The organism is Pyxidicoccus sp. MSG2 (assembly GCF_026626705.1).
In the GTDB taxonomy this organism is placed as follows: Bacteria; Myxococcota; Myxococcia; order Myxococcales; family Myxococcaceae; genus Myxococcus.
The window spans coordinates 2,625,265-2,649,340 of sequence record NZ_JAPNKC010000001.1; the positions used below are offsets into that span (position 1 = coordinate 2,625,265).

Sequence of the window (24,076 nt, forward strand, 5' to 3'; positions counted from 1 at the left end):
CGCTATCCGACTGGGGAAAAGTGCGTCATGTCACACCGGGCAGGTAGTCAGGCCTCTGGCACTCCGTCTGCATATGTCAGCCCCCAAGTGTACTCACCCGTGCAGCGCGACGCGGTGGGAGGAACACATGGGCAAGAGGACGACACGCAAGAGCGGGACGCTCACCCGGCAGGGGCGAAGGGTGATGCCGTCGCTGCGGCGGACCGCCCAGCGGGCCCGGGCAGTGGCGGAGAAGGCCCACCTCACCGTGGGAGAGGTCATCGCGGCGGCCTTCGACACCTCCGGCGGAGAGCTGGGGGACGTCCTGGAGCTGGTGACCTCGCCGCAGATGACCCGGGCGCTGGGGCGCCGCATCATCCTGGAGGGATAACCCCTCCCCTTCCCCCTCCTGCCGCTCCCGGATGACGGGACGCGGGCGGGAGGGATGTCGTGTTCCCGCTCACCCGTCGGTCGCCGCCCGGACTCCGGATGCCGGCGCACTCGGGTGGACGCTCCCTCGAGGCACTTCACCGAGTTCCTGACGCCGCGGTGCGTCTCCGCGCGCACGGGTTCGCGGCCCGGCGACCACGGCACGGGCCTTCGCCTGGGTGGACGGACGAAGGCCCGCGCCCTGCTCGGTGGCGGGACGCGGGCCTCGTATGTCAGGACTTCAGACTTCCGGCGCTACCTGGGCTGCCAGCGCGGACGGTGGTCGTCGCCAGCGCCGGTCTGGAGGGTGTAGCCGCCCTTCGGATGGACGATGGCGTCCACGCCCTGAGCCGGCAGTCCCGTGGCCGGGTCTATCTGCTGGACGTAGAGCTGCCCACCCTTCACGTAGGCCAGGAAGCGGCCATCCGGTGAGAAGGACGGGAGCGTGCCACCTTCGACGAAGGATGCCTCGGCCGCCGCGCCAGAACCGTTCTGGGTGTTGATGCGACGGACGAAGATGATGTTGCCGGGCCGGTTCGGGCACAGCGTGGCCGAGGGATTCCCACAGAGCTCCGGTGCGGAGGACCCGGTCCGGTTGGAGAAGTAGGCCCGCACGTAGGCGACCAGCGAGCCATCCGGCGCCCAGGCGGGATTGGCGACGTACGAGTCGACGGACCCTCCCGGCGCGGGCTCGGTGACGGGCTCGGTGGTGAAGTCCGCAATCGTCTGCACCGTGCCGCTGGAGACGGGAACCACGAAGAGCGAGGTGTCGAAGCCCTCGGGCTTCGCCGCATCCGTCCTGAGGAAGAGCAACTGGTCGTTGACCCGGTTGTAGAGCGGCTGCTCCGCGGTAGCACCGGAGTTGGCGATGGGTGAAGGCGAGCCACTCAACGTGGACGTCGACAGGCCCAGGGTGGCCGTGCTGAACGCGAACGTCGTTCCGTCACTGGCCCAATCCGGGAACGTTCCGGCCTCCGTCGCCGACTTCACCGCGCCATCGCTCGTCGCCACCGCCGAGATGCCCGACGTGCTGCTGCCAGTCCTACGGACGTAGAGGATGGCGGTGCCCGGCTCCCACTCCATGTAGCGGAAACTCTCGGTGTTGCCGGTGCCACCATCCGCGAGCACCGTCGCCTGGTTCGCGACGAGCGGGATGTCGCGCACGACCAGCTCACCCGCGATATTTCCAGAGTTCTTGCCCGTCTCGACCGCATCCTGGGCGAACGCAATCCGCGAGCCTCCCCGCCCCCAGCGCGGGTAGCGGCTGCTCGTATCGGCGTCCGTCAGCGGGACCATTCCGGGCGTGTCGTAGCGCATGACCAGGGCCGCATAGCCCCCGTCCGCATCCATCGTGGCGGTGACAGCCAGGTGCATGGCCTGGCACAGGGACGGAGTTCCCTCGCAGCGCAGGCCCGGCAGGCAGTCAGCGGACGAGACACAGGCCTCGCCCTTGGGCACGCTCATGCTGCCCGCGTCGGTGCCGGCGTCCACGTCCGTGCCCGCGTCGGTGCCAGCGTCCACGTCCGTGCCCGCGTCGGTGCCGGCATCCAGGTACACGCCCGCGTCCTCTTGTCCCGTGCCCGCATCCTCACCGGAAGGCTGCTCCAGGGGGCGCTGCTCACACTCGTTGTCAGAGTTGCAGGTCCACTGCTGCCCTTCATCAGGCGGCCCGTTGTCGGCGCGGCAGTCGAACGCGTCGGTACACTCATCCCCGCAGCCCGTCGTGAGCACCCACAGCGCGCAGCACACCGCGCTGACAACCACACGTCTGGTCATAATGACCCTCCGAAGTACCTGGGGCCGCGTATAGCTTCACGACTCCTGGCCGCGCGGGGTTTGCCGCGCGGGAACTGGAGGCCGTGTTCCTGAATGAACGGCCATCTGTGCTGCGTGCTCAATGATCGACACCCATTGCCACCTGGATGCGACGCGCTTCGACCTTGACCGCGCCGAGGTGCTGGAGCGCGCCTGGGCCGCGGGCCTCCACGGCATCGTGATTCCCGGCGTCGGCCCGCATGACTGGGAGCTCCTGCTCGAGCTGTCGCGACAGGACGCGCGGCTTCAAGTCGGCCTGGGCATCCACCCGCAGCTGCTGCCGGAGATGCCTCCCGAGGAGGACGAGGCCGTGCTCGAACACCTCGACGCGCTGCTCTCCAAAGGCGGAGCGGCGGCCGTGGGCGAGTGTGGCCTGGACGGCCCCTCCATCCCCGGTGCGTCGCTGGAGCGGCAGGTGGCGGTGCTGCGACGGCACCTGTCGCTCGCGCGCAAGTACGGGCTGCCGGTGCTGATGCACTGCCACCGGCTGCACCCCGCGCTCATCGAGTTGCTCAAGCAGGAGGAGATGCCCGAGGCGGGCGTGCTCATGCACAGCTACAGCGGCGGCGTGGACCTGGCGCGCTTCTACCTCCAGAAGGGCTGCCACTTCTCCTTCGCCGGCCCCGTCACGTGGGCGGAGGCGCGCAAGCCGCTGGATGCGCTGCGGGCCATCCCCCTGGAGCGGCTGATGGCGGAGACGGACGCGCCGGACCAGGCGCCCACGCCCCACCGGGGACAGCGCTCCGAGCCCGGCTACCTGCCCCACATCATCGAAGGCATGGCCCGCGTCCGGGGAGAGCCTGTCGAGGTGGTCGCCCAGCAGACGACCGAGAACGCGCGTAGGCTGTTCCGGGAAGCTTTCCCCCTGCCTTCGCGGTAGGCGAGCGTCGCGTTATAGAGGACCGCCATGAACCCGCAGCCGCTCCCGTCCAACCTCCCCGAGACCGAGACTCCGCCCGCCGCCGCCCCGGCCACCCAGGCGAAGGGGGACACCTCGCTCGCCCGCCCCTTCAAGCTCTCCCGGCGCTTCGACCGGACCGGCCGGCTGCTGGGCGACAACGCGATGGAGCGGCTGGCCAACGCGCGCGTGGTGGTGTTCGGCCTGGGCGGCGTGGGCAGCTACGCGGCCGAGGGGCTCGTGCGCAGCGGCATCGGGCACCTGACGCTGGTGGACCATGACGACGTCTGCGTCACCAACACCAACCGCCAGCTCCACGCGACGGTGAAGAGCGTGGGCAAGAGCAAGGCGGAGCTGATGGGCCAGCGCTGCCAGGACATCAATCCGCAGGCGAAGGTGGAAGCGGTGCGCGAGTTCTACCGCGAAGAGGTGGCCGAGCAGATGCTGCAGGCCGGCCAGTACGACTTCGTGGTGGACGCCATCGACAACGTGAAGGCGAAGCTGCACCTGCTGCACCGCTGCGTGACGCTGGGCCTTCCGGTGGTCAGCTCCATGGGCGCCGCGGGCCGGCTGGACCCCACGGCCATCCGCGTGGAGGACCTGTCCGAGACGCACATGGACCCGTTCGCCAAGGACATCCGCAAGCTGCTCAAGCGCAAGTACGCCGTGGAGACGGACCGGCACACCGGCATCACCGCCGTCTACTCCATCGAGGCGCGGCGCATGCCGGTGACGCTCCAGTACGACGACGCCACCGACGGCTTCCTGTGCGTGTGCCCGCAGGACAATGACTTCCACACCTGCGACCACCGCACGCAGATTGACGGCAGCGTGGCCTTCGTCACGTCGTGCTTCGGCATGAATGCAGCCGGCGTGGTGGTGCGGCGGCTGGCCTCGGCGCGGTAGCCGCGCCGCTTCAGATTCAGGCCACCTGCTGCTGGCGCTGGGCCTGGAGCTCCGCCACGGCGGCCTCGCGCCCACAGGGGCGGCGGAACACGCAGCGCGCGCAGGAGGCCACGTCCTCCGTTTGCGGGAAGGCGGACGCGTCCAGCGGCGTGTTGGTGGCCACGTCCTTCAGGAGCGCGCGCATCCTCGCCACGCTCCCATCGAAGTGGCGGCGGAAGGACTCCATCGCCGCCGGGTCCACCGTCACGTCCTGCTCCTTGCCCTCGTTGAGGTACACCAGCGAGGCGCGCACCTTCTCCACCGGGACGCGGTAGCGCTGCGACACGTAGAGCGCGTAGCCGAGCACCTGCTCGTCGTACCCGTCCCGCGCCTTGCCCGTCTTCCAGTCCACCACCACCGTGGTGCCTTCCGCGTCCACGAAGGCGAAGTCGGGAATCGCGAAGACCTTGATGCCGTCCAGGGTGAAGTGCGCGAAGTCGAAGCCGGCATCCACCTCCAGCCACTGCTGCGGCTTCAGGCCCCGCGCAATCTCCGGCCAGCGCGACGCGAAGAACCACGCGAGCGCACTGCGCACCGTCTCCCAGTTCTGCTTCCACGCCTCGTCCGGCACCCCGTCGCCGTACTCGTGCTCCACCAGGCCGGTGAACTGCTTGCGGTACTTCTGGTTCCAGTACGCCTTCCCGCGCGAGTGCCGGAAGTCGTCCTGCATCAGCTTGCGCGCCCGCGCCTCCACCGTCGCCGGGTCCACCACGCGCCCCGCCTGCCAGTCGAGCAGCACGTCCTTGATGCTCTCGTGCACCACGCTGCCCGCCCAACTGAAGCGGTTGGCCAGCTTCTTCAGCACGTACAGCTCCCGCACGTCCTTCGCCGCGTCCGCCTCCCACCCGCCCCAGGAGCGGTAGTAGTAGAGGTAATATGCCCGGAGGCACTCGGAGAACTTCTCGTGGCGGCTCTTGGACCAGGAGAAGTCGTTGCTGAGGGTGGGACGCCGCATGGAAGCGGCGCATCCTAGCCCTCCAGCAGGGGGACGAGCGAGGAAACGAGCGCCCGCCTCGCGTTGAAAGACACTTGGGCCGCCGAACCTTGCGGGTAAGGTGCGCGCCGCATGAAGACCCAACCCTTGAAGGGCCGGACGGTCCTCATTGCCGGGGCTTCCGCGGGCATCGGGCGGGCGGCGGCGAAGCGGTATGCGGCGGCCGGGGCCGACGTGGTGCTGGCGGCGCGGCGGCAGGCGGAGCTGGAGGAAGCGGCCCGTGAAGTGGCGTCACTCGGAGTGAGGGCACTGCCGGTGCGGTGCGACGTGACTCGCGGCGAGGACGTGGATCACCTGGTGCGCGAAACGGAGGCCGCCTTCGGGGGGCTGGACGTGCTCGTCAACAACGCGGGCCAGGGGCTCTACGGGCCGCTGGAGGCGATCAGCGAGGCGCAGCTGCGGCAGGTCTTCGAGCTGAACGTGTTCGGGCTGTGGCGGATGACTCGTGCGGCGCTGCCGCTGTTGCGCAAGCGCCCGGGGGCGCAGGTGGTCAACGTCAGCTCGGTGCTGGGCCACCGGGGCCTGCCCATGCTGGGCGGCTACTGCGCGTCCAAGGCCGCCGTGAATGCGATGACCGAGTCGCTCCGCGCCGAGCTGGCCGCCGAGGGCATCCGCGTGCTGCTCGTCTCGCCCGGCCTCACCGAGAGCGAGTTCCGGGAGAATCGCCTGCACGCGGAGGGCTGGAAGCAGGACGCCATTCCGCTGAAGGCCATGTCCGCCGAGGAGGTCGCCACCGCCATGGTGCGCGCCAGCCTGCGCGGGAACCGCGACACCGTGCTCACCCTCCCCGGCCGCGTCATGGTGCTGGCCAACCGACTGATGCCCGGCCTGTTCGACCGCGTCGCCCGACGCCTGGCCGCCGATGCAAGTCAGCCGAAGAAGGAACCATGAGTCTCCGCGGTCCCCGTACGAAGCGGGCCGGGTCCGAGCAGGCCCCGGCTTCCGATGTGCCTCTCGACGCCACGGGTCCGAAGCCGCGCGCGAAGGGCAAGGTGTCCGCGCGGAGCCCGGGCGCCGTGGAGGACAGCGCCCCGTCTTTCACTGCGACTCCGGCCCGCCGCGCGAAGCGCACCGCGTCCGCCGCGCCCATCGCCGTGCCGGGCCCCGAGCACCTCGCTTCCGTGCGCGGCCCGCTGCTCGGCTGGTACGACCGCAACAAGCGTGATTTGCCGTGGCGACGCACGAGGGACCCGTATGCCATCTGGCTGAGCGAGGTCATGCTCCAGCAGACGCAGGTGTCGACGGTGATTCCCTATTGGGAGCGCTTCCTCGCGCGCTTCCCCACTGCGCTCGCGCTGGCCGCCGCGCCGCTGGACGACGTGCTCGCCGGGTGGAAGGGGCTGGGCTACTACAGCCGCGCTCGCAACCTGCACCGCGCCGCGCAGGAGGTGGTGTCGCGCTTCGGCGGCCGGCTGCCCGCCACCGCCGAAGAGTTGCTCACCCTGCCCGGCTTCGGCCGCTACACCGCGGGCGCGGTGGCCTCCATCGCCTTCAGCGAGGAAGCGCCCCTCGTCGACGGAAACGTCGCCCGCGTGCTGTCGCGCCTCTTCGAGGTGGAAGGCCTCCCCGGAGACCGCGAGCGCGAAGCCACGCTGTGGGCCCTCGCCACCGCGCTGGTGAAGGGCGAGCGGCCCGGCGACTTCAACCAGGCCCTCATGGAGCACGGCGCCACCGTGTGCCGTCCGGAGAGCCCGCTGTGCCTGCTGTGCCCCGTGCGCGATGCGTGCCTCGCCTTCCGCAAGGGCCGTGTGGATGAGTTGCCTCCCGCCAAGGTGCGCGCCGCACCCAAGAAGCTGACGCTGGCCCTCGCGGTGTGGCCACACGCGGGCACCCTCCTCTTCGCCCGCCGCGCGGACGCGGGCCTCTTCGGCGGCCTGTGGGAACTGCCCGCCGCCGAGGTGGACGAAGACCTTCCGGCCGCCGACGCCACCTCGCGGCTCGCGGCGGCGCTGGGCACGGAGGTGAAGCTCGAAGGGGCGCTCGGCACGGTGAAGCGACAGCTCACCCACCGCGACCTCACGCTGCGCCTGCTCCGCGTGTCCGGCCCCCAGCGCCCCACGCTCACGCCCGCCTTCCAGGAGCTGCGCTGGTGCACTCCCACCGAGGCCTCCGCGCTCGGCATGAGCACCGCCATGCAGCGCGCGCTGGATGCCGCGCTCGCCTCGGGCGTGCTGCGCGGGGAGTGACGGCGACAGAGGCCCCGCTCCGCACGTGTGGCTCGCGCTCACACGGTACGGCAGGGGCCCTGTCCAGCACGCGACACCGCCGCGTTCATCCTGTTGCTCCGAGAACCCCAGCCCCGGGGGGTCGGTTCCGCGCGCGCACGTGGGAGCCCCACACTCCGCGCCTCACACCCCTCTGGAGGAGGCTCCCATGGCACGCAATACCGCCAACAAGCAGACCCCCCACACGCCGGCGAGCATGCCCGCGCGCTCCACGAACACGGAGCCCATGGCTTCGTCGCCCCGCAACAGCCCCACCCACGAGCAGATTTCGCGACGGGCCTACGAAATCTTCCTCGCCCGCGGTGGCACGCCCGGCAACCCCGAGCACGACTGGTTCCAGGCGGAGCGCGAGCTGCGCCTCGGCCGCCAGTAGCCACTCACCCCTCAGTGGGGATTGGGCATCTGGCGGGCCGCGGGACGCTCCGCCTCGAGCGCCCCGCGCAGCCGCCGCTGCGCCGCCTTCAGCTCCTCCAGGATGCGCTCGGCGTCCACCACCGAGCGCATCGCCAGCCCGCACGCGGGCGTCAGCACCACGGTGGACACCACCTGCGGGAAGGTGAAGCCGCGGGGCAGCGCCGCCTTCAGCGACGCCTCCACCGAGTCCACCAGTTCCCCCACCTCGTACGCGGACGCCAGGTCCGTGGGGACGATGCCCAGGCTGAGCGTCGCGCCCGACGTGAGGAAGCGCTCCAGCGCCTCGCGCTCCTCCACCATCGCATCCAGCGACAGCCGCACGTCCAGCGACAGCAGGTCCGGCTGCACGTCCAGCAGCGCGCCCCAGTCCGTGTTGCCGCAGCAGTGCACGCCCACCAGCGCGCCCTCGCGCTGCAGCGCCACCACCAGCAGCTTCAACTCCTGCAGCGCCAGCAGGTGCCGCGGCTGCGTGCGCTGGAAGGCGTAGAGCCCCGGCTCGTCCAGGAAGAACAGCGGCGTGGTGCCCGCGCGCCGCAGCGCCTTCACCATGGCCAGCGAGCGCGCCAGCACCAGACGGAAAATCGCCTGGTCCAGCCCCGGCACCTCCAGCGCGGGCTGCCCCGTCGAGACGCGCGCCACCGAGCGCACCGTGAAGGGCCCCGCCAGCTGCGCCTTCGCGAAGGCCAGCTTGCGCGTCTCCACCTCCCACAGGAAGGGCCTCCAGGCGCGGCACCCCTCCGGCGAGGGCTCGTACGCCTCCAGCTTCCCGGCGGACAGCGCCGCCTCCAGCCGCGCCTCGAAGTCCGCGCGGCCCGCATCCCAGGCCGCCAGGTCCACCGTGCACAGCCCTTCCGCGTCGAAGGACAGGCCCGGCAGCCCCTCCAGGGCGGCGGGAATCATCAGCTCGGACGGGTGCCCCACCGGCAGCTGCGGCAGGAAGGGGATGTCCTGCGCCAGCGCGGCCTGGAGCCCCAGCTCCACCTGCGTGTGCGGCAGGCTCCCGATTCCGGTGGTGGCGCAGGCGGGCAGCAACTGGACGGCTCGGCGGATGTTCGGGGCGCTCATGCACCCACTCTAGCCGCTCGCCCCTCCCGCCGGGGCTGCTCAACATCCCCCGCGTGCCGGGTTCCGGACCTCTCGTCCCGACCCCATGCTTTCTGCGGACACGCCCAGCGGGCGAGGAGGGACGCGGCGATGACGCGACACGCATTGCAAGCGGGCACCCTGGCGGCACTGCTGGCCGCCCCGGCCCTCGCGGAGACCACCGACCCGGGACTGCAGCCGGCCCCCGGCTTCGGGGCCCCGGGGCTGACGGTGCACTCCGGGCTGACGAGCTACACCGGGTCGCTCGGCGGCGAGACGGACGTGGGCGCCTTCATGGACATCCAGGCGGAGGTGCCGCTCCTGCCGGGCCTCGGCCTGGAGGCCGGCTACGAGGGCTCGGCCAATGGCTTCGCGACGTCCAACGTCGGCGCGCTGTGGCGGCACAACCTGGGCGCCGTCGCCAAGCTCGGGCCCACGCTCGGGGGCCACTGGAAGCCCTTCGTCGGCGCGGGCCTGGGCATCAGCTACATCTACACGAATGGCGCACCGGATGAGCGCAATGGCTTCGTCCCGGAGCTCCCGCTCGCGGCCGGCGTCGAGTACCGGTTCAGTGGCGTGACGGCGGGCGTACGCGCCAGCTACCGCATCATCGGCGGTGAGACCTTCACCTCCGGTCCCAGCTACGAAGGCGACCTGCTCACCGCCGGGCTCAGCCTGGGCGCGCGCTTCTAAGCCGCGGGCGCGCTCACTCCGCCTGGATGGCTTCGATGGCGCAGCCACACCGCCTGCGGCACGTCGTTCCGCCCGACACGACCTGTCCGGTCGAGTTGTCGTAGCAGTAGAGCGTCTCCTCTTCGTATCCCGAGGTGCACGCGCTCGACGTCTGGCCGGTACACACCCAGTAGTACCCCATGGACGTGGTGCCGAAGGGACATCCCGTCGGGCACAGCGCCTGCTCGGTGGACTCGAGCGACTCCTCCGCTCCGTCCGTCGCCGGGCCGCACGCCATGACACCCATTGCAAGGCAAACCACCGCGAAGAGCTTCTTCATGTCTGTCTTCCCTCCCTGGTGAGCCGTGGAGACAGGAAGGAATGCACAAACATCCGGATGGGCGGAATCCGTGGAACCCCATACACGGTGTTCCACCCCTGCTCAGAAGCGCCCCATCAGCCCGAGCGAGCCGCCGCGCGAGGACACGCCCACCGTGGGCGTCCACCATGTGCCGCTGCCGTGAGACGCCGCCGCGAGCGCGCGCGGCCCGGGTTGGTTCCAGGACGAGGTGACCTCGTACGTGATGATGGACGTGGCCAGCGGAAGGATGATCAACAGGGGAGTCGCCTCGCCCTCGAGGGCCCCCGACATGTAGAGACCCGCCGACGCGCCCCCCGCCAGCAACCCCAGGCCCACCGTGGGCAGGAACCGGCCCCGGCCCTCCAGCATCGAGCCCGAGCCATACACCCCCAAGGCCGCGCCGAGCGACCAGCCCACGAGCGCGCTCCCCACCAGGCCCGAGCCGTCACAGACATCCCCGTCGCAGCCCAACTCCAGCCCCCCGAAGGGAAGCGTGGCCACCAGGCCCATGAAGGCGCCTCCCACGCCGCCCACCGCGCCCCCCATGGACTCGAGGAGCACGCGGCCCGCCACCCGGCCCGGAGGCTCCGGCGCCCACTCCAGCTCCGGAGTCGCCCGCGAGGGCAGCGCCTCGGGCGGAACAGGCTCCGCCTCCTCCCCCTCGACGACATCCTCCACTCCGATGAGCGGCGGAGGCTGCAATGGCTCGGTGGACTGGGCGAGCACCATGCCCGGGAACAGCCCGAGCACGAGCAGCACGACACGGATGTCAGGCACGGGGATTCTCCGACGGGGTGTGGCCCCTCTGGGCCAGAGGGGACGCGTGGACCCGGTGCAGCTTCCGAGCCACGCGCCGCCGTCACCTGCTCACGTCACGGAGAAGTACGAGGCCTGCGGATGGTGGAAGACGATGGCGGACACCGAGGCCTCCGGCTCCATCATGCAGCCGTCGGTGAGCTGCACGCCGATTTCCTCCGGGCGCAGCGCGGCGAACAGCTTCGACTGGTCCTCCAGGCGCGGGCACGCGGGGTAGCCGAAGGAGTAGCGCTTGCCCGAGTACTCCGCGCGGAAGCGCTCCAGCATCGTCATGTCCGGACGGTCCGGCGTGCCCCACATGCTGCGCAGTTGCGTGTGCAGCAATTCCGCGTAGCCCTCCGCCGTCTCCAGCGCGAGCGCCTGCACCGCGTGCATCTTCAGGAACTCGCCCTTCGCCTTCAGCTCCTCCGCCAGTTCGCGGATGCCCGCGCCCGCGGTGACGACGAACATGGCCACGTTGTCGCGCGGCTTGCCGCCCTCCAGCGGCCGCAGGTAGTCCGCCAGGCACAGCCCGCCCTCGCGGTCCTGCCGGGGGAAGTCGAAGGACGCCGCCTCCTTCCCGGTGTTCCCATCGAAGAGCACCACCCGATTGCCGTCGCTGCCCGCCTGGAAGAACTGGAAGACGGAGCGCGCGTGCATGAGCCCGCCGCGCAGCACGCCCTTCAACTCCTCCACCGCCTCCTTCAGCGCCAGCGCCTTGCGCCCTTCTTCCGTCTTCGCCAGTTCCGCCTCGGCCGGCGTGCCCAGCGCGCGCGACGAAGAGCGCAGGCCCAGGTGCCGCCCGTACAGCATCACCGGGTTGATGAACTTCCAGATGTGGTCCAGCGGCGTGTTCGTCAGCACATGCCGCTCGAAGTCCGGCGCGGCCGGCACCGTCTCCAGCACCTGGATTTCGGCGCTGCGCCCGCGCGACACGGGAGCCGTCACGGCCGGACGCTCCTTCACCTCCTGCGCCAGCTTCTCGCGGCGCACGGCCAGGTCTCCCCGCAGCTTCTCGTGCGCGCCCGGGTCCACGATCTGCTTCGCCAGGTCCAGGCCGCTCATCGCGTCCTGCGCGTAGGCCACCGTGCCGCCGCCGTAGGCCGGGGCGATGTTGCGGTCCACGAAGTTGCGGCTGAGCGCCGCGCCGCCCACGAGAATCGGCGTCTCCACGCCCGCGCGCTTCAAGTCCTCCGCCGTCGCCACCATCTGGTGCGCGCTCTTCACCAGCAGGCCCGACAGGCCGAGGATGTCCGGCCGGTGCTCGCGCACCGCCTGCACCAACTGCTCGGGCGGCACCTTGATGCCCAGATTCACGACGTGGAAGCCGTTGTTGGCGAGGATGATTTCCACCAGGTTCTTCCCGATGTCGTGCACGTCGCCCTTCACCGTGGCGAGCACCACCTTGCCGCGCATGGCCGCCTGGGCCTTGCTCATGTGCGGCTCCAGGTGGTTCACCGCGGCCTTCATCGACTCGGCGCTCTGGAGCACCTCCGCGACGATGAGCTCGTTGGCGGCGAAGAGGCGGCCCACCTCGTCCATGCCCTTCATCAAGGGGCCGTTGATGATTTCCAGCGGCGCGTACTTCTTCATCGCCTCATCCAGGTCCGCGGTGAGGCCGTCGCGCGTGCCCTCGATGATGTAGCGCTGCAGCCGCTCCTCCAGCGGCAGGCTGCTCACCGCCGCGCGGGCCGGCTTGCGCTCGCGGAAGTGCGCGGCGAAGGGCGTCACCGGGTCCGTGCCGCGGTTGTAGAGCAGGTCCTCCGCCAGCTTGCGCTCCTCCTCCGGCAGCGAGGCGTAGCGCTCCAGCTTCTCCGAGTTGACCAGCGCCATGTCCAGGCCCGCCTGGACGCAGTGGTACAGGAAGACGGAGTTGAGCACCTCGCGGCCCGCGGTGGGCAGGCCGAAGGACACGTTGGAGATGCCCAGCACCGTCTTGCAGCGCGGGAAGCGCTCCTTGATGAGGCGCACGCCCTCAATCGTCTCCACGCCGCTGCCCGTGTACTGCACGTCGCCAGAGGCGCACGGGAAGACGAGCGGGTCGAAGTAGAGGTCCTCCGCCTTCATGCCGTACTTCTTCGTGAGCAGCTCGAAGGAGCGCTCCGCGACCTCCAGCTTGCGCTGGCGCGGAACGGCCATGCCCACCTCGTCGATGCAGCCCACCACCAGCGCCGCGCCGAAGCGGCGCGCCAGCGGCACCACCTTCTCGAAGCGCTCCTCGCCGTCCTCCAGGTTGACCGAGTTGATGATGGCCTTGCCCTGGCTGTACGTGAGCGCCATTTCAATCACGCGCTCGTCCGTGGAGTCGATCATCAGGGGCACGCGCACCTTCTTGACGACCACCTCCAGGAAGTTGCGCATGTCCTCCAGCTCTTCCCGGTCCGGGTTGGCCAGGCAGATGTCGATGACCTGCGCGCCCCGCTTCACCTGCGCGCGGGCAATCTCCGACGCGTCGTCGAGCTGGCCCGCGACGATGAGCTCCTTGAACTTCTTGCTGCCGATGACGTTGGTGCGCTCGCCGACGATGAGCGGGCGCTCGTCGTCCTTCACCTCCACGTAGTCCACGCCGGACAGCGAGGCTCGGGGCCGGGGCGTGGCATTCCGGGGCTTGAGCCCCTTCACCGCCGCGGAGAGCGTCTCGATGTGGCCCGCGTGCGTGCCACAACAGCCACCCACCACGTTGAGCCAGCCCTGCTCACAGAAGCGCTTGAGCGAGCGGGCAATCATGTCCGGCGTCTCGAGGTACTGGCCATTCTCGTCCGGCAGGCCCGCATTGGGCACGCACGACACGGGGAACTGGCTCATCGCGGACAGCGAGCGCAGGTGGTCCGTCATGAAGTCCGGACCCGTGGCGCAGTTGAGCCCGAGGTACAAGAGCTCTGCATGCTCCAGCGACGCGGCGAGGCTCTCCACGCTCTGCCCCGCGAGCATCGTCCCCATGGGCTCAATCGTGCCGGACACCGCCACCGGCAGTGAGTAGCCCAGCTTGCGGAAGGCCTGCTCGATTCCGAGGAGCGCCGCCTTCACGTTGCGCGTGTCCTGCGCCGTCTCCACCAGCAGGTAGTCCGAGCCGCCGAGTGCGAGACCTTCCGCCTGCACGGCGAAGTTCTCCACCAGCTCCTCGAAGGTGATGCCACCGGTGACACTGATGGCCTTGGTGGTGGGGCCGATGGAGCCCGCCACCCAGCGCATGCGGCCGTCCTTCGCCTCGGCGGCGGCGGCGGCGTTGCGCGCGAGCCTGGCGGCGACCTCGTTGATTTCGAGCGCCTTGTGCCCCAGGCCGAACTCGTTGAGCACCAGCGGCGTGCCGCCGAAGGTGTCCGTCTCCGTCACGTCCGCGCCCGCCGCGAAGTAGCGCGCGTGGATGCTCTCCACGAGCTCGGGCCGGGTGAGGACGAGATTCTCGTTGCAGCCCTCGTACTCCGCGCCGCCGAAGTCCGCCGCCTTGAGGTCGTGGTTCTGGAGCAGCGTGCCCATGGCGCCGTCCAGCACCAGCACGCGCTCGCGCATGGCGGTGCGCAGGGCCTCCACGCGGCGGCCGTTCTCACCAGGAGGGGGCGGCAGTGCGGCGGGCAGGTGGCTCGTCATGATGGCTTGACTCCGGTCAGCAGGAAGACGCGGAAGGGACTGGCCCCGTCGCGCGCGTGCGTCTCGCGGGTGAGGGACGTGAAGCCGGCCTCGCGCAGGGCGGCTTCGAGGGACTCGGGCGCGAAGCCCAGGTGCCGGTGGCCCAACCGCTCCAGCACCCAGCGCTCCTCGTGCGGCATCAGCTCCAGCAACACCAGGCGGCCGCCCGGCTTGAGCAGGCGGGCGGCCTCGGCCAGCGCCGCCGAGGGTGACTCCACGTGGTGGAGGCTCTGCGAAATCACGACGAGGTCCATCCGCCCCGCCTTCAACGACAGGCGCTGCAGGTCCTCGCACAGGAAGGTGATGTTGGAGCGTGACTCGCGGCCGGCGCGCTCGCGGGCCTGCACCAGCGCGTCCGCGTTCTGGTCGATGGCCCATACGTGCCGCGCCCAGCGCGCAATGGCCACGCTCAGCACGCCGGTGCCACAGCCGAAGTCCGCCACGTCCAGCGGCGGCAGCAGCGACGCTAGCGCTCCGGCCCACAGGAACCAGGACTGGCCCGGCTCCAGGAGCCGCTCGTTGAGCGCCTGCCTGTCCTCGCGCGCGCGCAGCAGGTCCTTCAGCCGGGCCGAGTCCCCCGCCGCGTCGTCCGCCTCGCGCGCCAGCCGGATGAGCGGCCAGCGCGAGTCCTGCTGCTCCAGCGCCAGCGAGTAGTAGCTGAAGCCCGCCTGCCGCTCCTCACGCAGCAGCCCCAGCCCCTTGAGCTTGCCCAGGTGGTGCGACACCGACGACTGCGCCACGCCCACCAGGGACACCAGCTCCGTCACGTTCAACGGGGCCTCGGCCACCAGCCGCAGGATGCGCAGGCGCGTCGGGTCTCCGAGCACCCGGAATGACTGGGACAGCTCCTCCATATCGTCGCATCAACATACGTCGATGCTCTGACATCCGCCAGCACTCTCTAGACGCATCGCGTTGCCTGTTTCCGGACAGTGGCGTACATCCTTGTGAATGGCCTCTCCCACCTTGCACCAGCTCCTCGACGGAAAGCGGTTCGGCCTGGTCCTCTCCGCGGGCTACTTCGGCTTCTATGGGCACGCCGGCTTCCTCAAGGGGCTGGCGGCCTCGGGGCTCAAGCCCCAGGTGTACGCGGGCACCTCCGCCGGCGGCATGGTGGCGGCGTACGCGGCGGCGGGCATTCCCGTGCACGCCATCGAGGAGCTGGTGCTGCGGCAGACGCGCGCCAACTTCTGGGACCCGGACCCGATTGGCGCGGTGCTGAACGCGGACGCCATTGGCCACGGCATGACGGGCCTGCTCAAGGGCGAGCGCTTCCGGAGGCTGCTGGAGGACACGCTGGCGGTGCGCAGCTTCGAGGACCTGCCGCATCCGCTGCTGCTGGTGGCGTCCAACCTCACGCTGGGCCGGCACGAGGTGTTCACCTCGGGCGAGCTGGCGCCGCGCGTCCACGCCACCTGCGCGTACCCGGGCCTGTTCCGCGCGGTGCCGCTGGAGGGCAACCTCTACTGGGACGGCGGGCTGGTGGACAAGGCGCCCGCGCTGTCGCTCAACGAGAGCGCGGTGGGGAAGGATTTGGACGCCATCCTCGTGCACTTCCTGCCCAGCCGGACGCGCAAGGTGGTGGGCGGGCCCATGGCGTACGCGCAGGGGCTGGCGTCGGGCTCGGCGGCGCTGCGCAGGGACCACTTCCGGCTCCAGCTCACCGTGCTGGAGCAGCGGCAGGTGCCCGTCTACGTCGTCGTCTCCAACCTGCCGCCGGTGACGCCCACCACCATGGAGCGCGGCTTCGACGCCCTGGACCAGGCGCGCCTGTCCGCGGAGCGCGCCCTGGCGCGGCCGCCCGTGCCCTTCGCGCAAGCGGAGTGGTGAGACGTCCCCCGGACCCGCGAGCGAAACGCGCTCGGGCCGCCCCGTGCGCCCGTGCCGTTCCTGTCCTGTTTTGAACAATCACCCGAGCGCGTCGCGGATTCAATGACAGACCTGGATTGTAAGACCTCCGCGTGATTCGTGTTCCTCCGGGCATGAGCCCGGGGGCGCGCATCACGGCCGTCCTCTTCTCGAAGTGGAGGCAGTCCATGCCGATGTCGTCCTTCCTGTCCATGCGTCCCCTGCGTGGTGCGCTGCTGTCCCTGTCCCTGCTCGCACTGGCGCCCGCCGCCGGAGCCGCCCCGAAGTCGCTGGAGCCGCGTGGCCTCGCGGAGAAGCACACCGGCCGCGAGCTGGCCGCGAACACGTACGTGGAGCGCATCGTGGTGAAGTTCCACGAGGGCAGCCGCGTGCGCCTGCGTGACAACCGCCTGGTGCCCATCGCCTCCGAGCGCGGCGAGGCGGAGCGCTCGCTGCTGGCCGGCCGCGGCCTGAGCGACGCGAGCGTGCGCGCCGATGCCACCGCCGTGGAGTCCCTGCTGCAGCGCGCGCCGCGCCTCGGCGCCCCCACCCGCCTGTTCGACGAGGCCGAGCCCGTGCTGGAGGCGCGCAAGGCCACCGGTGAGGCGCGGAGCGGGCAGCAGCTCGCGGACCTGAACCTCTACTTCGAGGTGCCGCTGCTGCCGGGCACCACCGCCGGGGGCGTGGCGGACCTGGTGGCGGAATTGAACCGCCTGGACGGCGTGGAGGTGGCCTACGCCGAGCCGCCGCCCGAGCCGGCCATGGTGAACTTCGGCATGGACGCGGCGCTGCGCAGCCTGCTGGCCGCGGCGGACATTCCTCCCACCACGCCGCTGTACCAGGGCAACCAGGGCTACCTGAAGGTGGCGCCCGGCGGCGTGGACGCCAACTACGCGTGGACGGTGACGGGCGGCACGGGCACCAACGTGAAGGTGGTGGACATCGAGGGCGGGTGGCGCACCACGCACGAGGACATGCCCGCGATGTTCTACACGGGCGGCACGCAGTACGCGGACCTCGCCTGGCGCAACCACGGCACGGCCGTGCTGGGTGAGATTGCCAGCGTGTCCAACGCGTACGGCACGACGGGCATCGCGCACGCGGCGCGGGTGGGCATCGAGGGCGTCGCCTCGCAGAGCACCGCGAGCGCCATCTCCAAGGCGGCCACGGCCGCGGGCCTGGGCGGCATCATCCTCATCGAGCTGCACGCGGGCGGCCCGTCGGACGGCACGGCCTGCACGTGCAACACCAGCCAGTGCAACTACATCGCCATGGAGTACTGGACGGCGAACTACGACGCCATCCGCACCGCGACGGCCAATGGCGTCATCGTCGTGGAGGCGGCGGGCAACGGCAGCGCCAACCTGGATGCGGCGGCGTACGGCAATGCCTTCAACCGCAGCGTGCGCGAATCGGGCGCCATCATCGTGGGCGCCAGCACCGCCACCACGCGCGTGCCCATGTGCTGGACGAACTACGGCAGCCGCGTGGACGTGCACGGCTGGGGTGAGCAGGTCTACTCCCTGGGCTACGGCAACGTGTTTGGCTCCGCGAACGGCGAGGACCAGTACTACACGTCCACCTTCAGCGGCACGTCGAGCGCCTCGCCCATCATCGTCGGCGCCGCCGCCAGCGCGCAGGGCGTGGCCCTGGCCAACGGCCGCCGCCTGACGAGCATCCAGATGCGCGGCCTGCTGCGCAACAACGGCACCGCGCAGGCGGCCAGCTCGCAGCAGATTGGCCCCCTGCCTGACCTGCGCAAGGCACTGCCCAAGGTCATCTCCGGGCAGTACTGAGTGACGGCCCGGGCCCGCGCGCTTCCTGGCGCGGGCCTTCGGGCACGGCGCGACTCAGCGCTTGCCGTACCGCCGGTGGTCCACCATCAGGCAGCGGTCCTGCACCACCTGGATGCCCGCCTTCGCCAGCTTCTCCGCCGCGGCGTCATTGCGGATGCCGGACTGGAACCACACCGCCTTCGGCTTCTTGGCGATGATGTCGTCCACGTGCCCGTCGATGTCCTGCGGCCGGCGGAAGACGTCCACCAGGTCCACGTCACCGGGCACGTCCGCGAGCCGCCGGAACACCGGCTTGCCGAGGATGTGCGTCACGTCCGGGTAGTAGACGGGCACCGGCACCACGTCCACGCCGGCCCGCGCCAGGTAGTCCGGCACGTAGAAGGCCGGCTGTCCCGACTGCTGCTCCGTCTTGATGCCCAGCACCGCCACCCGCCGCGCGCCCTGCACCACGCGCTCCACGTCCGCTTCGTCCTCCACGAGGTTCTGTTCCCAGCTCATCGCGCCTCCTCCTGAAGACCCTGCGCTCGCGACTCCGTGGTGACGGTCCACTGCTCCCCCGCCACCGCTGCCTTCACCGTCAGCTCTCGACTCACCGGGACGAAGCGTCCCCGCGCCACCAGTTGCTCGCCCTCGCACGTCACGCCCGGAGTGAGCTGTGGCCGCCCCGCCGTCTCCCACGCGTCCATCAGCTCGGCCGGTGCATCCGCCGGCAGCGCGTCCAGGCAGCGCAGGCTCAACACCAGCGCGTCACCGTACTCCGTGTCCCGCGTGCCCTGCACCGTGCGCTCCAGCACATACGCCACCTGCGTGTCGCCCATGGGCAATGCGTCCACCGCCCAGATGCGCTGCCCCTCCGTCAGGTTGCTCCGGAACAGCCCCGAGTAGCGCGCCTCCCACTCGCGGCGCGTCCTCGCCTCGAGGACTTCCGGCGAGAAGAAGCGCTCCAGCGCCGCCATATCCGTCCCCGCCGGCACCACCTGTCGCAGCGCCTCCAGCGCGGACTCGGGTGACACCAGCTTCACGAAGGTGCCGTCCGCCGCCAGCCGCACCCGCAGCGTGAAGCGCGTGAGGACGTCGTCCACCCAGGTGTCCACCTCCGTCCCCACCGCCGTGCCTCCGTCCACGGCGCTCGCCGGGCCCCCGCGCACCAGCCGCGAGCGCGGCATCACCTGTGCCAGCAGCCACCCACCCTCCGCGGGCGTGAAGCGCGTCTCCGTGGTCAGCTCCGCCTCCTCGCGCACGGTCGCGCCTCCGCGCACCACCACGCGCACGGCGCGCACCGTCTCGGTGAGGACCCGGTCCACGGGAGGCTGGAAGTCGAGCCGCACCGGCGGCGGCCGCGCGGCCGTGGGGACCATCGGCGGCGGCGCCCTTCGACAGGCGGCGGTCAGGGACAGCATGAGACAGCTCAGCAGGAGGCCTGGACGCATGCGCCCGCGCACGCTGGCAGAAAGCGCCAGCGCCCGCGAGCGCTTCCTCATCCGACGGACCGGTACTTCACGGGTGCCGCGTGTGGCCGGCGGGCGCGTTCTCCACCAGGTCTCGCCCGATGTTGCGCCGGTCCCTGTCCACGCCATCGTCGTCCTTCAGCCAGGGCGCGCCGAACCGCCTCGCCGCCTCCGCCAGGTCTCGCATCACCTGCTCGCGCGACGCGTACTCCGTCTGCGGCAGCGACTTGAGGACGTTGATGATGTCGACGGGAGCGCCGCTGTCCTCCGCGGCCCGCACGATCTGCTCTCGCTCCGCGGGGTAGTCCACCGAGTCGAGGTGCGAGGTGATGGAGCGCCCGGGGTCTTCCGCGAGTCCGTATGCCATCGTGACTCTGCCTTTCTGCCCGGGCATCAGGGCCCGAGCGCAGCTGGGTAGGAACAAAATGGGGACGCCCGGTGCCCGGGACCACCCGGACCGCATCCGTCCCACCCCCTGCCCGGCCAGGGGGCCAGCCGCCTTTGCCCCTTCCCGAGGTAGAGTGCGCCTCGCAGCCCCTGTTTCCGCCGGAGCCCCACGCCCATGCCCGCCGCTCCCCTCCTGCTCGCCTGGCTTGCGCTCGCCAGCACGCCCGCCGCCCCGCCAGCCACACCCGCCACCGCCGCCGCGCCCACCGCCGCCGCGGACGTCTACGCACTGGATGACGAGGCCTTCGTCGCCCAGGCCCAGCGGGACCTCGCCCAATTGGAGCGCTACGCCACGGGCCTGCGGGGCCTGCAGGAGTCGGTGAAGAAGTCGCGCGCCGTCTACCTCCAGAAGCAGAGCGAGCCGTACTCGCCAGACCAGAAGCGCCTGTTGCTCACCACCTGGGCCGCCTTCTTCGACTACTTCGTCTCCACCGAGGTCATCCGCCAGCGCTACTGGGACTTCGTGAAGGTGCCCGCCCTCACGCAGCCGAAGAAACACGCCTGGGGCTTCCTCCTCACCCACGGCGCGCTCACCACGGAGCTCGCGCACGGCCTCACCTACGCCGAGCTGACCGGCGGCCGGAAGCAGCTGGAAGTCCTCCTGGACGAGCCCGCCCCCGAGTACGGCCTGCCCCCGCGCGCCTTCGCCCGCTTCAAGGAGAAGGTCATCCACGTGGCCACCACCACGCAGCTCATCACCGGTGACGGCTACAAGGAGCAGCTGCGCCCCCTGCTCTCGCGCGCCGGCGCGCTGGACGCGCCGCGCGTGCCCTGGGTGATGCAGGAGATGAAGGAGAACAGCAAGGTGGCGAAGGGCCTGCTCGTGAAGCGCGGCGCCACCCTCTTCGCCAAGGCGGCGACGGACCTCACCGTGGACGGCGCACAGCGCGCCTTCTTCCCCGTGCAGCGCGCCGTGGCCGAGTGGATGGGCGACACGCGCGTGCACCGCATCGGCCAGCCGCTCATCGCCCGCGAGCAGGTGCTCGCCGTGCTCAAGCGCATGGAGCCCGGCGACATCATGGTGGCCCGGCAGAACTGGTTCCTCTCCAACGTCGGCCTGCCGGGCTTCTGGCCGCACGCGGAGCTCTTCGTCGGCACCCCGGACGAGCTCGCCACCTACTTCGACAACGACGCGGACGTGAAGGCCTGGGCCGCCACCCTGCCCGGCAAGCCCGCCTCCTTCTCGCAGCACCTCGCCAAGTCCTTCCCCGCCAAGTGGGCCGAGTACACCGGCAGGGACACGCACGGCGACCCCATCCGCATCATCGAGTCCATCAGCGAGGGCGTGTCCTTCACCGGCCTGGAGCACGGCATGCGCGTGGACTACCTGGGCGTCATGCGCCCCCGGCTGTCCAAGCTGGACAAGGCCCGCGCCGTGCTGCGCGCCTTCACCTTCCAGGGCCGCCCCTACGACTTCAACTTCGACTTCTTCTCCGACCAGACGCTCGTGTGCACGGAGCTGGTGTGGAAGTCCTACGCGCCCTCCACGGAGATGAAGGGCCTGAGCGTTCCCCTGGTGGACGTGGCCGGCCGCCGCACGCTGCCCGCCAATGAGCTGGTCCGCGTCTTCGACGCCGAGTATGGCCGGGAGGATCGCCAGTTCGACTTCGTGGCCTTCCTGGACGGCCGGGAGACCGAGGGCAACGCAAAGGAGGCGGACGCGTCCGCCTTCCGTTACAGCTACCGCCGGGCGAAGTGGGACATCGCACAGGAGTAGGCCCCCTCATGACAGAGCAGTTGGCCCAGGAGATGCTGGAGCTTTCCTCCCAGCTCTTCGACCGGATGATTTCTCAACAACAGGCCAAGGTGATGCGGCTCGCCCGCGAGGCCGTGCCCAACATCTCCCCCGAGGAGCTGCGCAACCCCCACGACTTCCCGGAACTCAAGGAACACCCTACATTTGAGTTCGAGGATGGAATCCTGTCCGGGCTGATTTCGGCCCAGGTGGCGTTGCGTGCGGAAATCAAGGGACGGCTGCCGCTTGCTCCGCCTGCAATCTGACGGTCGTCTGCCTGCCTTTGCCGTCCGGCCCGCCGTGGGTTACTGGTTCCCGCCGTGAGTATTCCCTCTGGATTCAGCCCGCCGCTGGCCCGGGAGCGGTTGGTGTCGGCGCTGGCCGCCGAGCCCCCCCGGCTGGACCTGGCCGCGCTCGCCATCGCCACCCTGGACCACCCCACGCTGGACGCACCCGGCTGCCTGCACATGCTGGACGTGCTGGCGTGTCGCGTGCAGGTGGAAGCGGAGCGACTCCAGGAGAAGGGCGAGGCCCTGGCGCCGCTGCGCGCCCTGCGCCACGTGCTGGCCGACATCGAGGGCTTTCGCGGCAACGAGGACAACTACCACTCGCCGGAGAACAGCTTCCTGAACCAGGTGCTGGAACGGAAGGTGGGCCTGCCGATAACGCTGTCCGTCGTCTACCTGGAGGTGGCGCGGCGCGCGGGCATCTCCCTGTATGGGGTGCCCTTCCCCGGCCACTTCCTGGTGGCGCACGACGCGGGGGACCACAAGCTCGTCATGGACCCGTTCCACCACGGGGACATCCTCACCGAGCACGGCTGCGAGGAATTGCTCAAGCGCGTGGCGCCGCAGCTCAAGTTCGACCGGGCCATGCTGGCCCCCGCGCCGGTGGAGCTGATTACGTACCGCATGCTGTCCAACCTGCGGCGCGTGTACCTGGGCCGCGAGGACTGCGAGCGCGGGCTCGCCGTGGTGGACCTGCTGCTGCTGCTGGCACCGGACCACCCGGGTGAGCTGCGCACGCGCGCGGCGCTGCTGGCCAACCTGGGCGCCTACCGCGCGGCGCTCAAGGACGTGGAGCGCTGCCTGGAGCTGTCCCCCGAGGCACCGGACCGCGACAGGCTGGAGCTGACGGCCCGCGAGCTGCGCGAGCGCGCCTCGCTGCTCAACTGAAGAGGAGGGCCACGTGTCCCAGACGGTGAAGCCCTGGCTGCGACTGCGCCGGGGATTGGAGCTCGACTACCGCGTGCTCAAGGTGCGCGAGGACCGCTGGGCGGACCCGCGCACGGGCCACGAGGCGTCGCGTGTGCTCGTGGACTGCTCGGACTGGGTGAATGTCATCGCCGTCACGACGGCGGACGAGCTCGTGCTGGTGCGGCAGTTCCGCTTCGGCATCCAGGCCGCCACGCTGGAGATTCCCGGCGGCATGGTGGAGCCGGGCGAGGACCCGGCGGTCGCCGCGGCGCGCGAGCTGGAGGAGGAGACGGGCTACGTACCGGGCCGCGTGGTGCCGCTCGGCGCGGTGCACCCCAACCCCGCGCTCCAGCCCAACCAGTGCTTCAGCTACCTCGCGCTGGACTGCGTGAAGCGCCACGCGGGACAGCAGGACGAGGGCGAGGACATCGCCGTGGAATTGCACCCGCGCGCGGACGTGCCCCGGCTCATCCTGGAGGGCCACATCACCCACTCGCTCGTGGTGGTGGCCTTCTTCCTGGAGCGGCTGCGCGCGGAGGCCGGTGGCGCGAAGTAGACCCACGGCTTCGTCGCGGAGGCTTGCGTCGCGGGATGAACAGGGCGCGTGTGCAACGTCCGGGAGCCGTCGGATGTGGGGCGCGGGCATGCCGGCATGTGGGTGGCCCCCTCGTATCCTGTCCCTCCGGCAGCACACCGGCCGGAGCACTCCAGGAGCCGCGCCATGCATGCATGGGGGGAGCAGGCCCGCGCCGAGCCCGCGCCGAGACAGCGCATCATCTTCGAGCACACCGTCGACTGGCTGCTCCAGCCCTCGGTGCGCCTGCGCCTGTCGCCCGCGGCGTACAACGCGCTGAGGGAGGCGGGGCTGGACGCGACGGAGCGGCTGCGGCCCGCGTACTCCTTCGACACGTGGAGGCGCAGCCTGGCCATCATCGTCGCGGACCTCTACCCGGCCGTGCCCACCGGTGAGGCCTACCGGATGCTGGGCCAGATGCTGGCGCGAAGCGTGGAGCGCACCGCGCTGGGGCGGGCCATGGTGAGCATGGGGCGGCTGTTGGGGCCGCTGCGCTCGATGCGGCGAATCAACGAGACGTTCCAGAGCGCCGACAACTACGTGGAGTCCCGCTTCACCGAGCGGGGCCCCACGCACTGCGAGCTGTGGATCAACGAGGTGATGGACCAGCCGGGCTACTACCAGGGCATCCTGGAAGCCTGCCTGGACCTGGCGGGAGCCCGCGACGTGCGCGTGGGGGTGGTCTCCCGCGACGGCGCCGGTGCCACGTTCGAGCTGTCGTGGCGGTAGCGGGCAGGTTGCCGGGGGCGACACCGACACGGAGGACATGGGGCCGGTTGCACGGCCCCACCTTCA

At 70.7% G+C, this 24,076-nt stretch carries 24 protein-coding genes; 14 read left to right on the top strand and 10 right to left on the bottom strand.

Going from position 1 to position 24,076, the window contains the following annotated elements; genetic code table 11:
* Nucleotides 1–127 precede the first annotated feature (127 nt).
* Nucleotides 128–370 (top strand): hypothetical protein, encoded by a 243-nt coding sequence (locus OV427_RS09455; RefSeq protein WP_267855776.1) that lies wholly within the window; start codon nucleotides 128–130, stop codon nucleotides 368–370.
* Nucleotides 371–663: 293 nt separating this feature from the next.
* Here OV427_RS09455 and OV427_RS09460 read toward each other — a convergent pair whose 3' ends face one another.
* Nucleotides 664–2,184 carry a TolB family protein gene (locus OV427_RS09460; protein WP_267855777.1) on the bottom strand — a complete coding sequence of 507 codons (1,521 nt, stop codon included), beginning with the start codon at nucleotides 2,182–2,184 and terminating at the stop codon, nucleotides 664–666.
* A gap of 121 nt (nucleotides 2,185–2,305) precedes the next feature.
* On the opposite strand from OV427_RS09460, the gene OV427_RS09465 reads away from it, so the two are divergent.
* A complete protein-coding gene (locus OV427_RS09465) occupies nucleotides 2,306–3,103 on the top strand; it encodes a TatD family hydrolase (protein ID WP_267855778.1) in 798 nt (265 codons plus the stop codon).
* A 27-nt stretch (nucleotides 3,104–3,130) separates the two neighbouring features.
* Complete coding sequence (locus OV427_RS09470) at nucleotides 3,131–4,027, top strand: tRNA threonylcarbamoyladenosine dehydratase (protein WP_267855779.1); 897 nt, start codon at nucleotides 3,131–3,133, stop codon at nucleotides 4,025–4,027.
* A 16-nt stretch (nucleotides 4,028–4,043) separates the two neighbouring features.
* On the opposite strand, the gene OV427_RS09475 is transcribed toward OV427_RS09470, so the two are convergent.
* Complete coding sequence (locus OV427_RS09475) at nucleotides 4,044–5,021, bottom strand: PD-(D/E)XK nuclease family protein (protein WP_267855780.1); 978 nt, start codon at nucleotides 5,019–5,021, stop codon at nucleotides 4,044–4,046.
* Between the two features lie 111 nt (nucleotides 5,022–5,132).
* Here OV427_RS09475 and OV427_RS09480 point away from each other — a divergent pair, with 111 nt between their 5' ends.
* From OV427_RS09480 to OV427_RS09490, 3 genes are all read left to right on the top strand, one after another.
* Nucleotides 5,133–5,951 carry an SDR family oxidoreductase gene (locus OV427_RS09480; RefSeq protein WP_267855781.1) on the top strand — a complete coding sequence of 273 codons (819 nt, stop codon included), beginning with the start codon at nucleotides 5,133–5,135 and terminating at the stop codon, nucleotides 5,949–5,951.
* Nucleotides 5,948–7,246 (top strand): A/G-specific adenine glycosylase, encoded by a 1,299-nt coding sequence (gene mutY, locus OV427_RS09485; protein WP_267855782.1) that lies wholly within the window; start codon nucleotides 5,948–5,950, stop codon nucleotides 7,244–7,246. Before OV427_RS09480 ends, mutY begins: the two co-directional genes overlap by 4 nt.
* A 187-nt stretch (nucleotides 7,247–7,433) precedes the next feature.
* Nucleotides 7,434–7,658, top strand: coding sequence for a DUF2934 domain-containing protein (locus tag OV427_RS09490; RefSeq protein WP_267855783.1), 225 nt, complete (start codon nucleotides 7,434–7,436; stop codon nucleotides 7,656–7,658).
* Nucleotides 7,659–7,669: 11 nt separating this feature from the next.
* On the opposite strand, the gene OV427_RS09495 is transcribed toward OV427_RS09490, so the two are convergent.
* A complete protein-coding gene (locus OV427_RS09495) occupies nucleotides 7,670–8,764 on the bottom strand; it encodes a hypothetical protein (RefSeq protein ID WP_267855784.1) in 1,095 nt (364 codons plus the stop codon).
* A 129-nt stretch (nucleotides 8,765–8,893) separates the two neighbouring features.
* On the opposite strand from OV427_RS09495, the gene OV427_RS09500 reads away from it, so the two are divergent.
* The gene (locus OV427_RS09500; protein ID WP_267855785.1) at nucleotides 8,894–9,475 is read left to right on the top strand and encodes an outer membrane protein; all 582 of its coding nucleotides are present in this window, start codon (nucleotides 8,894–8,896) and stop codon (nucleotides 9,473–9,475) included.
* A 13-nt stretch (nucleotides 9,476–9,488) separates the two neighbouring features.
* On the opposite strand, the gene OV427_RS09505 is transcribed toward OV427_RS09500, so the two are convergent.
* The 4 genes from OV427_RS09505 to OV427_RS09520 form a co-directional block, all read right to left on the bottom strand.
* Nucleotides 9,489–9,794 carry a hypothetical protein gene (locus tag OV427_RS09505; RefSeq protein WP_267855786.1) on the bottom strand — a complete coding sequence of 102 codons (306 nt, stop codon included), beginning with the start codon at nucleotides 9,792–9,794 and terminating at the stop codon, nucleotides 9,489–9,491.
* 102 nt (nucleotides 9,795–9,896) lie between these two features.
* Nucleotides 9,897–10,592: a hypothetical protein gene (locus tag OV427_RS09510; RefSeq protein ID WP_267855787.1), complete on the bottom strand. Its 696-nt coding sequence runs from the start codon at nucleotides 10,590–10,592 to the stop codon at nucleotides 9,897–9,899.
* Nucleotides 10,593–10,682: 90 nt separating this feature from the next.
* On the bottom strand, nucleotides 10,683–14,198 hold the full coding sequence (gene metH / locus OV427_RS09515) for a methionine synthase (RefSeq protein ID WP_267855788.1): 3,516 nt from the start codon (nucleotides 14,196–14,198) through the stop codon (nucleotides 10,683–10,685).
* Nucleotides 14,195–15,091, bottom strand: coding sequence for an ArsR/SmtB family transcription factor (locus OV427_RS09520; RefSeq protein ID WP_267855789.1), 897 nt, complete (start codon nucleotides 15,089–15,091; stop codon nucleotides 14,195–14,197). Before OV427_RS09520 ends, metH begins: the two co-directional genes overlap by 4 nt.
* Before the next feature lie 97 nt (nucleotides 15,092–15,188).
* On the opposite strand from OV427_RS09520, the gene OV427_RS09525 reads away from it, so the two are divergent.
* Both OV427_RS09525 and OV427_RS09530 read left to right on the top strand, forming a co-directional pair.
* Nucleotides 15,189–16,067, top strand: a complete 879-nt coding sequence (locus tag OV427_RS09525; RefSeq protein ID WP_267855790.1) for a patatin-like phospholipase family protein — start codon at nucleotides 15,189–15,191, stop codon at nucleotides 16,065–16,067.
* Between the two features lie 206 nt (nucleotides 16,068–16,273).
* Nucleotides 16,274–17,881 carry a S8 family peptidase gene (locus tag OV427_RS09530; protein ID WP_267855791.1) on the top strand — a complete coding sequence of 536 codons (1,608 nt, stop codon included), beginning with the start codon at nucleotides 16,274–16,276 and terminating at the stop codon, nucleotides 17,879–17,881.
* A 54-nt stretch (nucleotides 17,882–17,935) separates the two neighbouring features.
* On the opposite strand, the gene OV427_RS09535 is transcribed toward OV427_RS09530, so the two are convergent.
* The 3 genes from OV427_RS09535 to OV427_RS09545 form a co-directional block, all read right to left on the bottom strand.
* Nucleotides 17,936–18,379, bottom strand: a complete 444-nt coding sequence (locus OV427_RS09535; RefSeq protein ID WP_267855792.1) for a CoA-binding protein — start codon at nucleotides 18,377–18,379, stop codon at nucleotides 17,936–17,938.
* A complete protein-coding gene (locus tag OV427_RS09540) occupies nucleotides 18,376–19,311 on the bottom strand; it encodes a hypothetical protein (protein WP_267855793.1) in 936 nt (311 codons plus the stop codon). The genes OV427_RS09535 and OV427_RS09540 overlap by 4 nt, the downstream gene beginning before the upstream one ends.
* Before the next feature lie 67 nt (nucleotides 19,312–19,378).
* Complete coding sequence (locus OV427_RS09545; protein ID WP_267855794.1) at nucleotides 19,379–19,696, bottom strand: DUF2795 domain-containing protein; 318 nt, start codon at nucleotides 19,694–19,696, stop codon at nucleotides 19,379–19,381.
* Between the two features lie 195 nt (nucleotides 19,697–19,891).
* Between OV427_RS09545 and OV427_RS09550 the strand changes: the two genes are divergently transcribed.
* The 5 genes from OV427_RS09550 (at nucleotide 19,892) to OV427_RS09570 (ending at nucleotide 24,010) form a co-directional block, all read left to right on the top strand.
* Nucleotides 19,892–21,493 carry a YiiX/YebB-like N1pC/P60 family cysteine hydrolase gene (locus OV427_RS09550; RefSeq protein WP_267855795.1) on the top strand — a complete coding sequence of 534 codons (1,602 nt, stop codon included), beginning with the start codon at nucleotides 19,892–19,894 and terminating at the stop codon, nucleotides 21,491–21,493.
* Nucleotides 21,494–21,501: 8 nt separating this feature from the next.
* Nucleotides 21,502–21,777, top strand: coding sequence for a hypothetical protein (locus OV427_RS09555; RefSeq protein ID WP_267855796.1), 276 nt, complete (start codon nucleotides 21,502–21,504; stop codon nucleotides 21,775–21,777).
* Nucleotides 21,778–21,861: 84 nt separating this feature from the next.
* Nucleotides 21,862–22,686: a SirB1 family protein gene (locus tag OV427_RS09560; protein WP_267863397.1), complete on the top strand. Its 825-nt coding sequence runs from the start codon at nucleotides 21,862–21,864 to the stop codon at nucleotides 22,684–22,686.
* A 13-nt stretch (nucleotides 22,687–22,699) separates the two neighbouring features.
* Nucleotides 22,700–23,263, top strand: coding sequence for an NUDIX hydrolase (locus tag OV427_RS09565; protein WP_267855797.1), 564 nt, complete (start codon nucleotides 22,700–22,702; stop codon nucleotides 23,261–23,263).
* A 165-nt stretch (nucleotides 23,264–23,428) separates the two neighbouring features.
* A complete protein-coding gene (locus OV427_RS09570; RefSeq protein ID WP_267855798.1) occupies nucleotides 23,429–24,010 on the top strand; it encodes a DUF2378 family protein in 582 nt (193 codons plus the stop codon).
* Nucleotides 24,011–24,076: the final 66 nt, after the last annotated feature.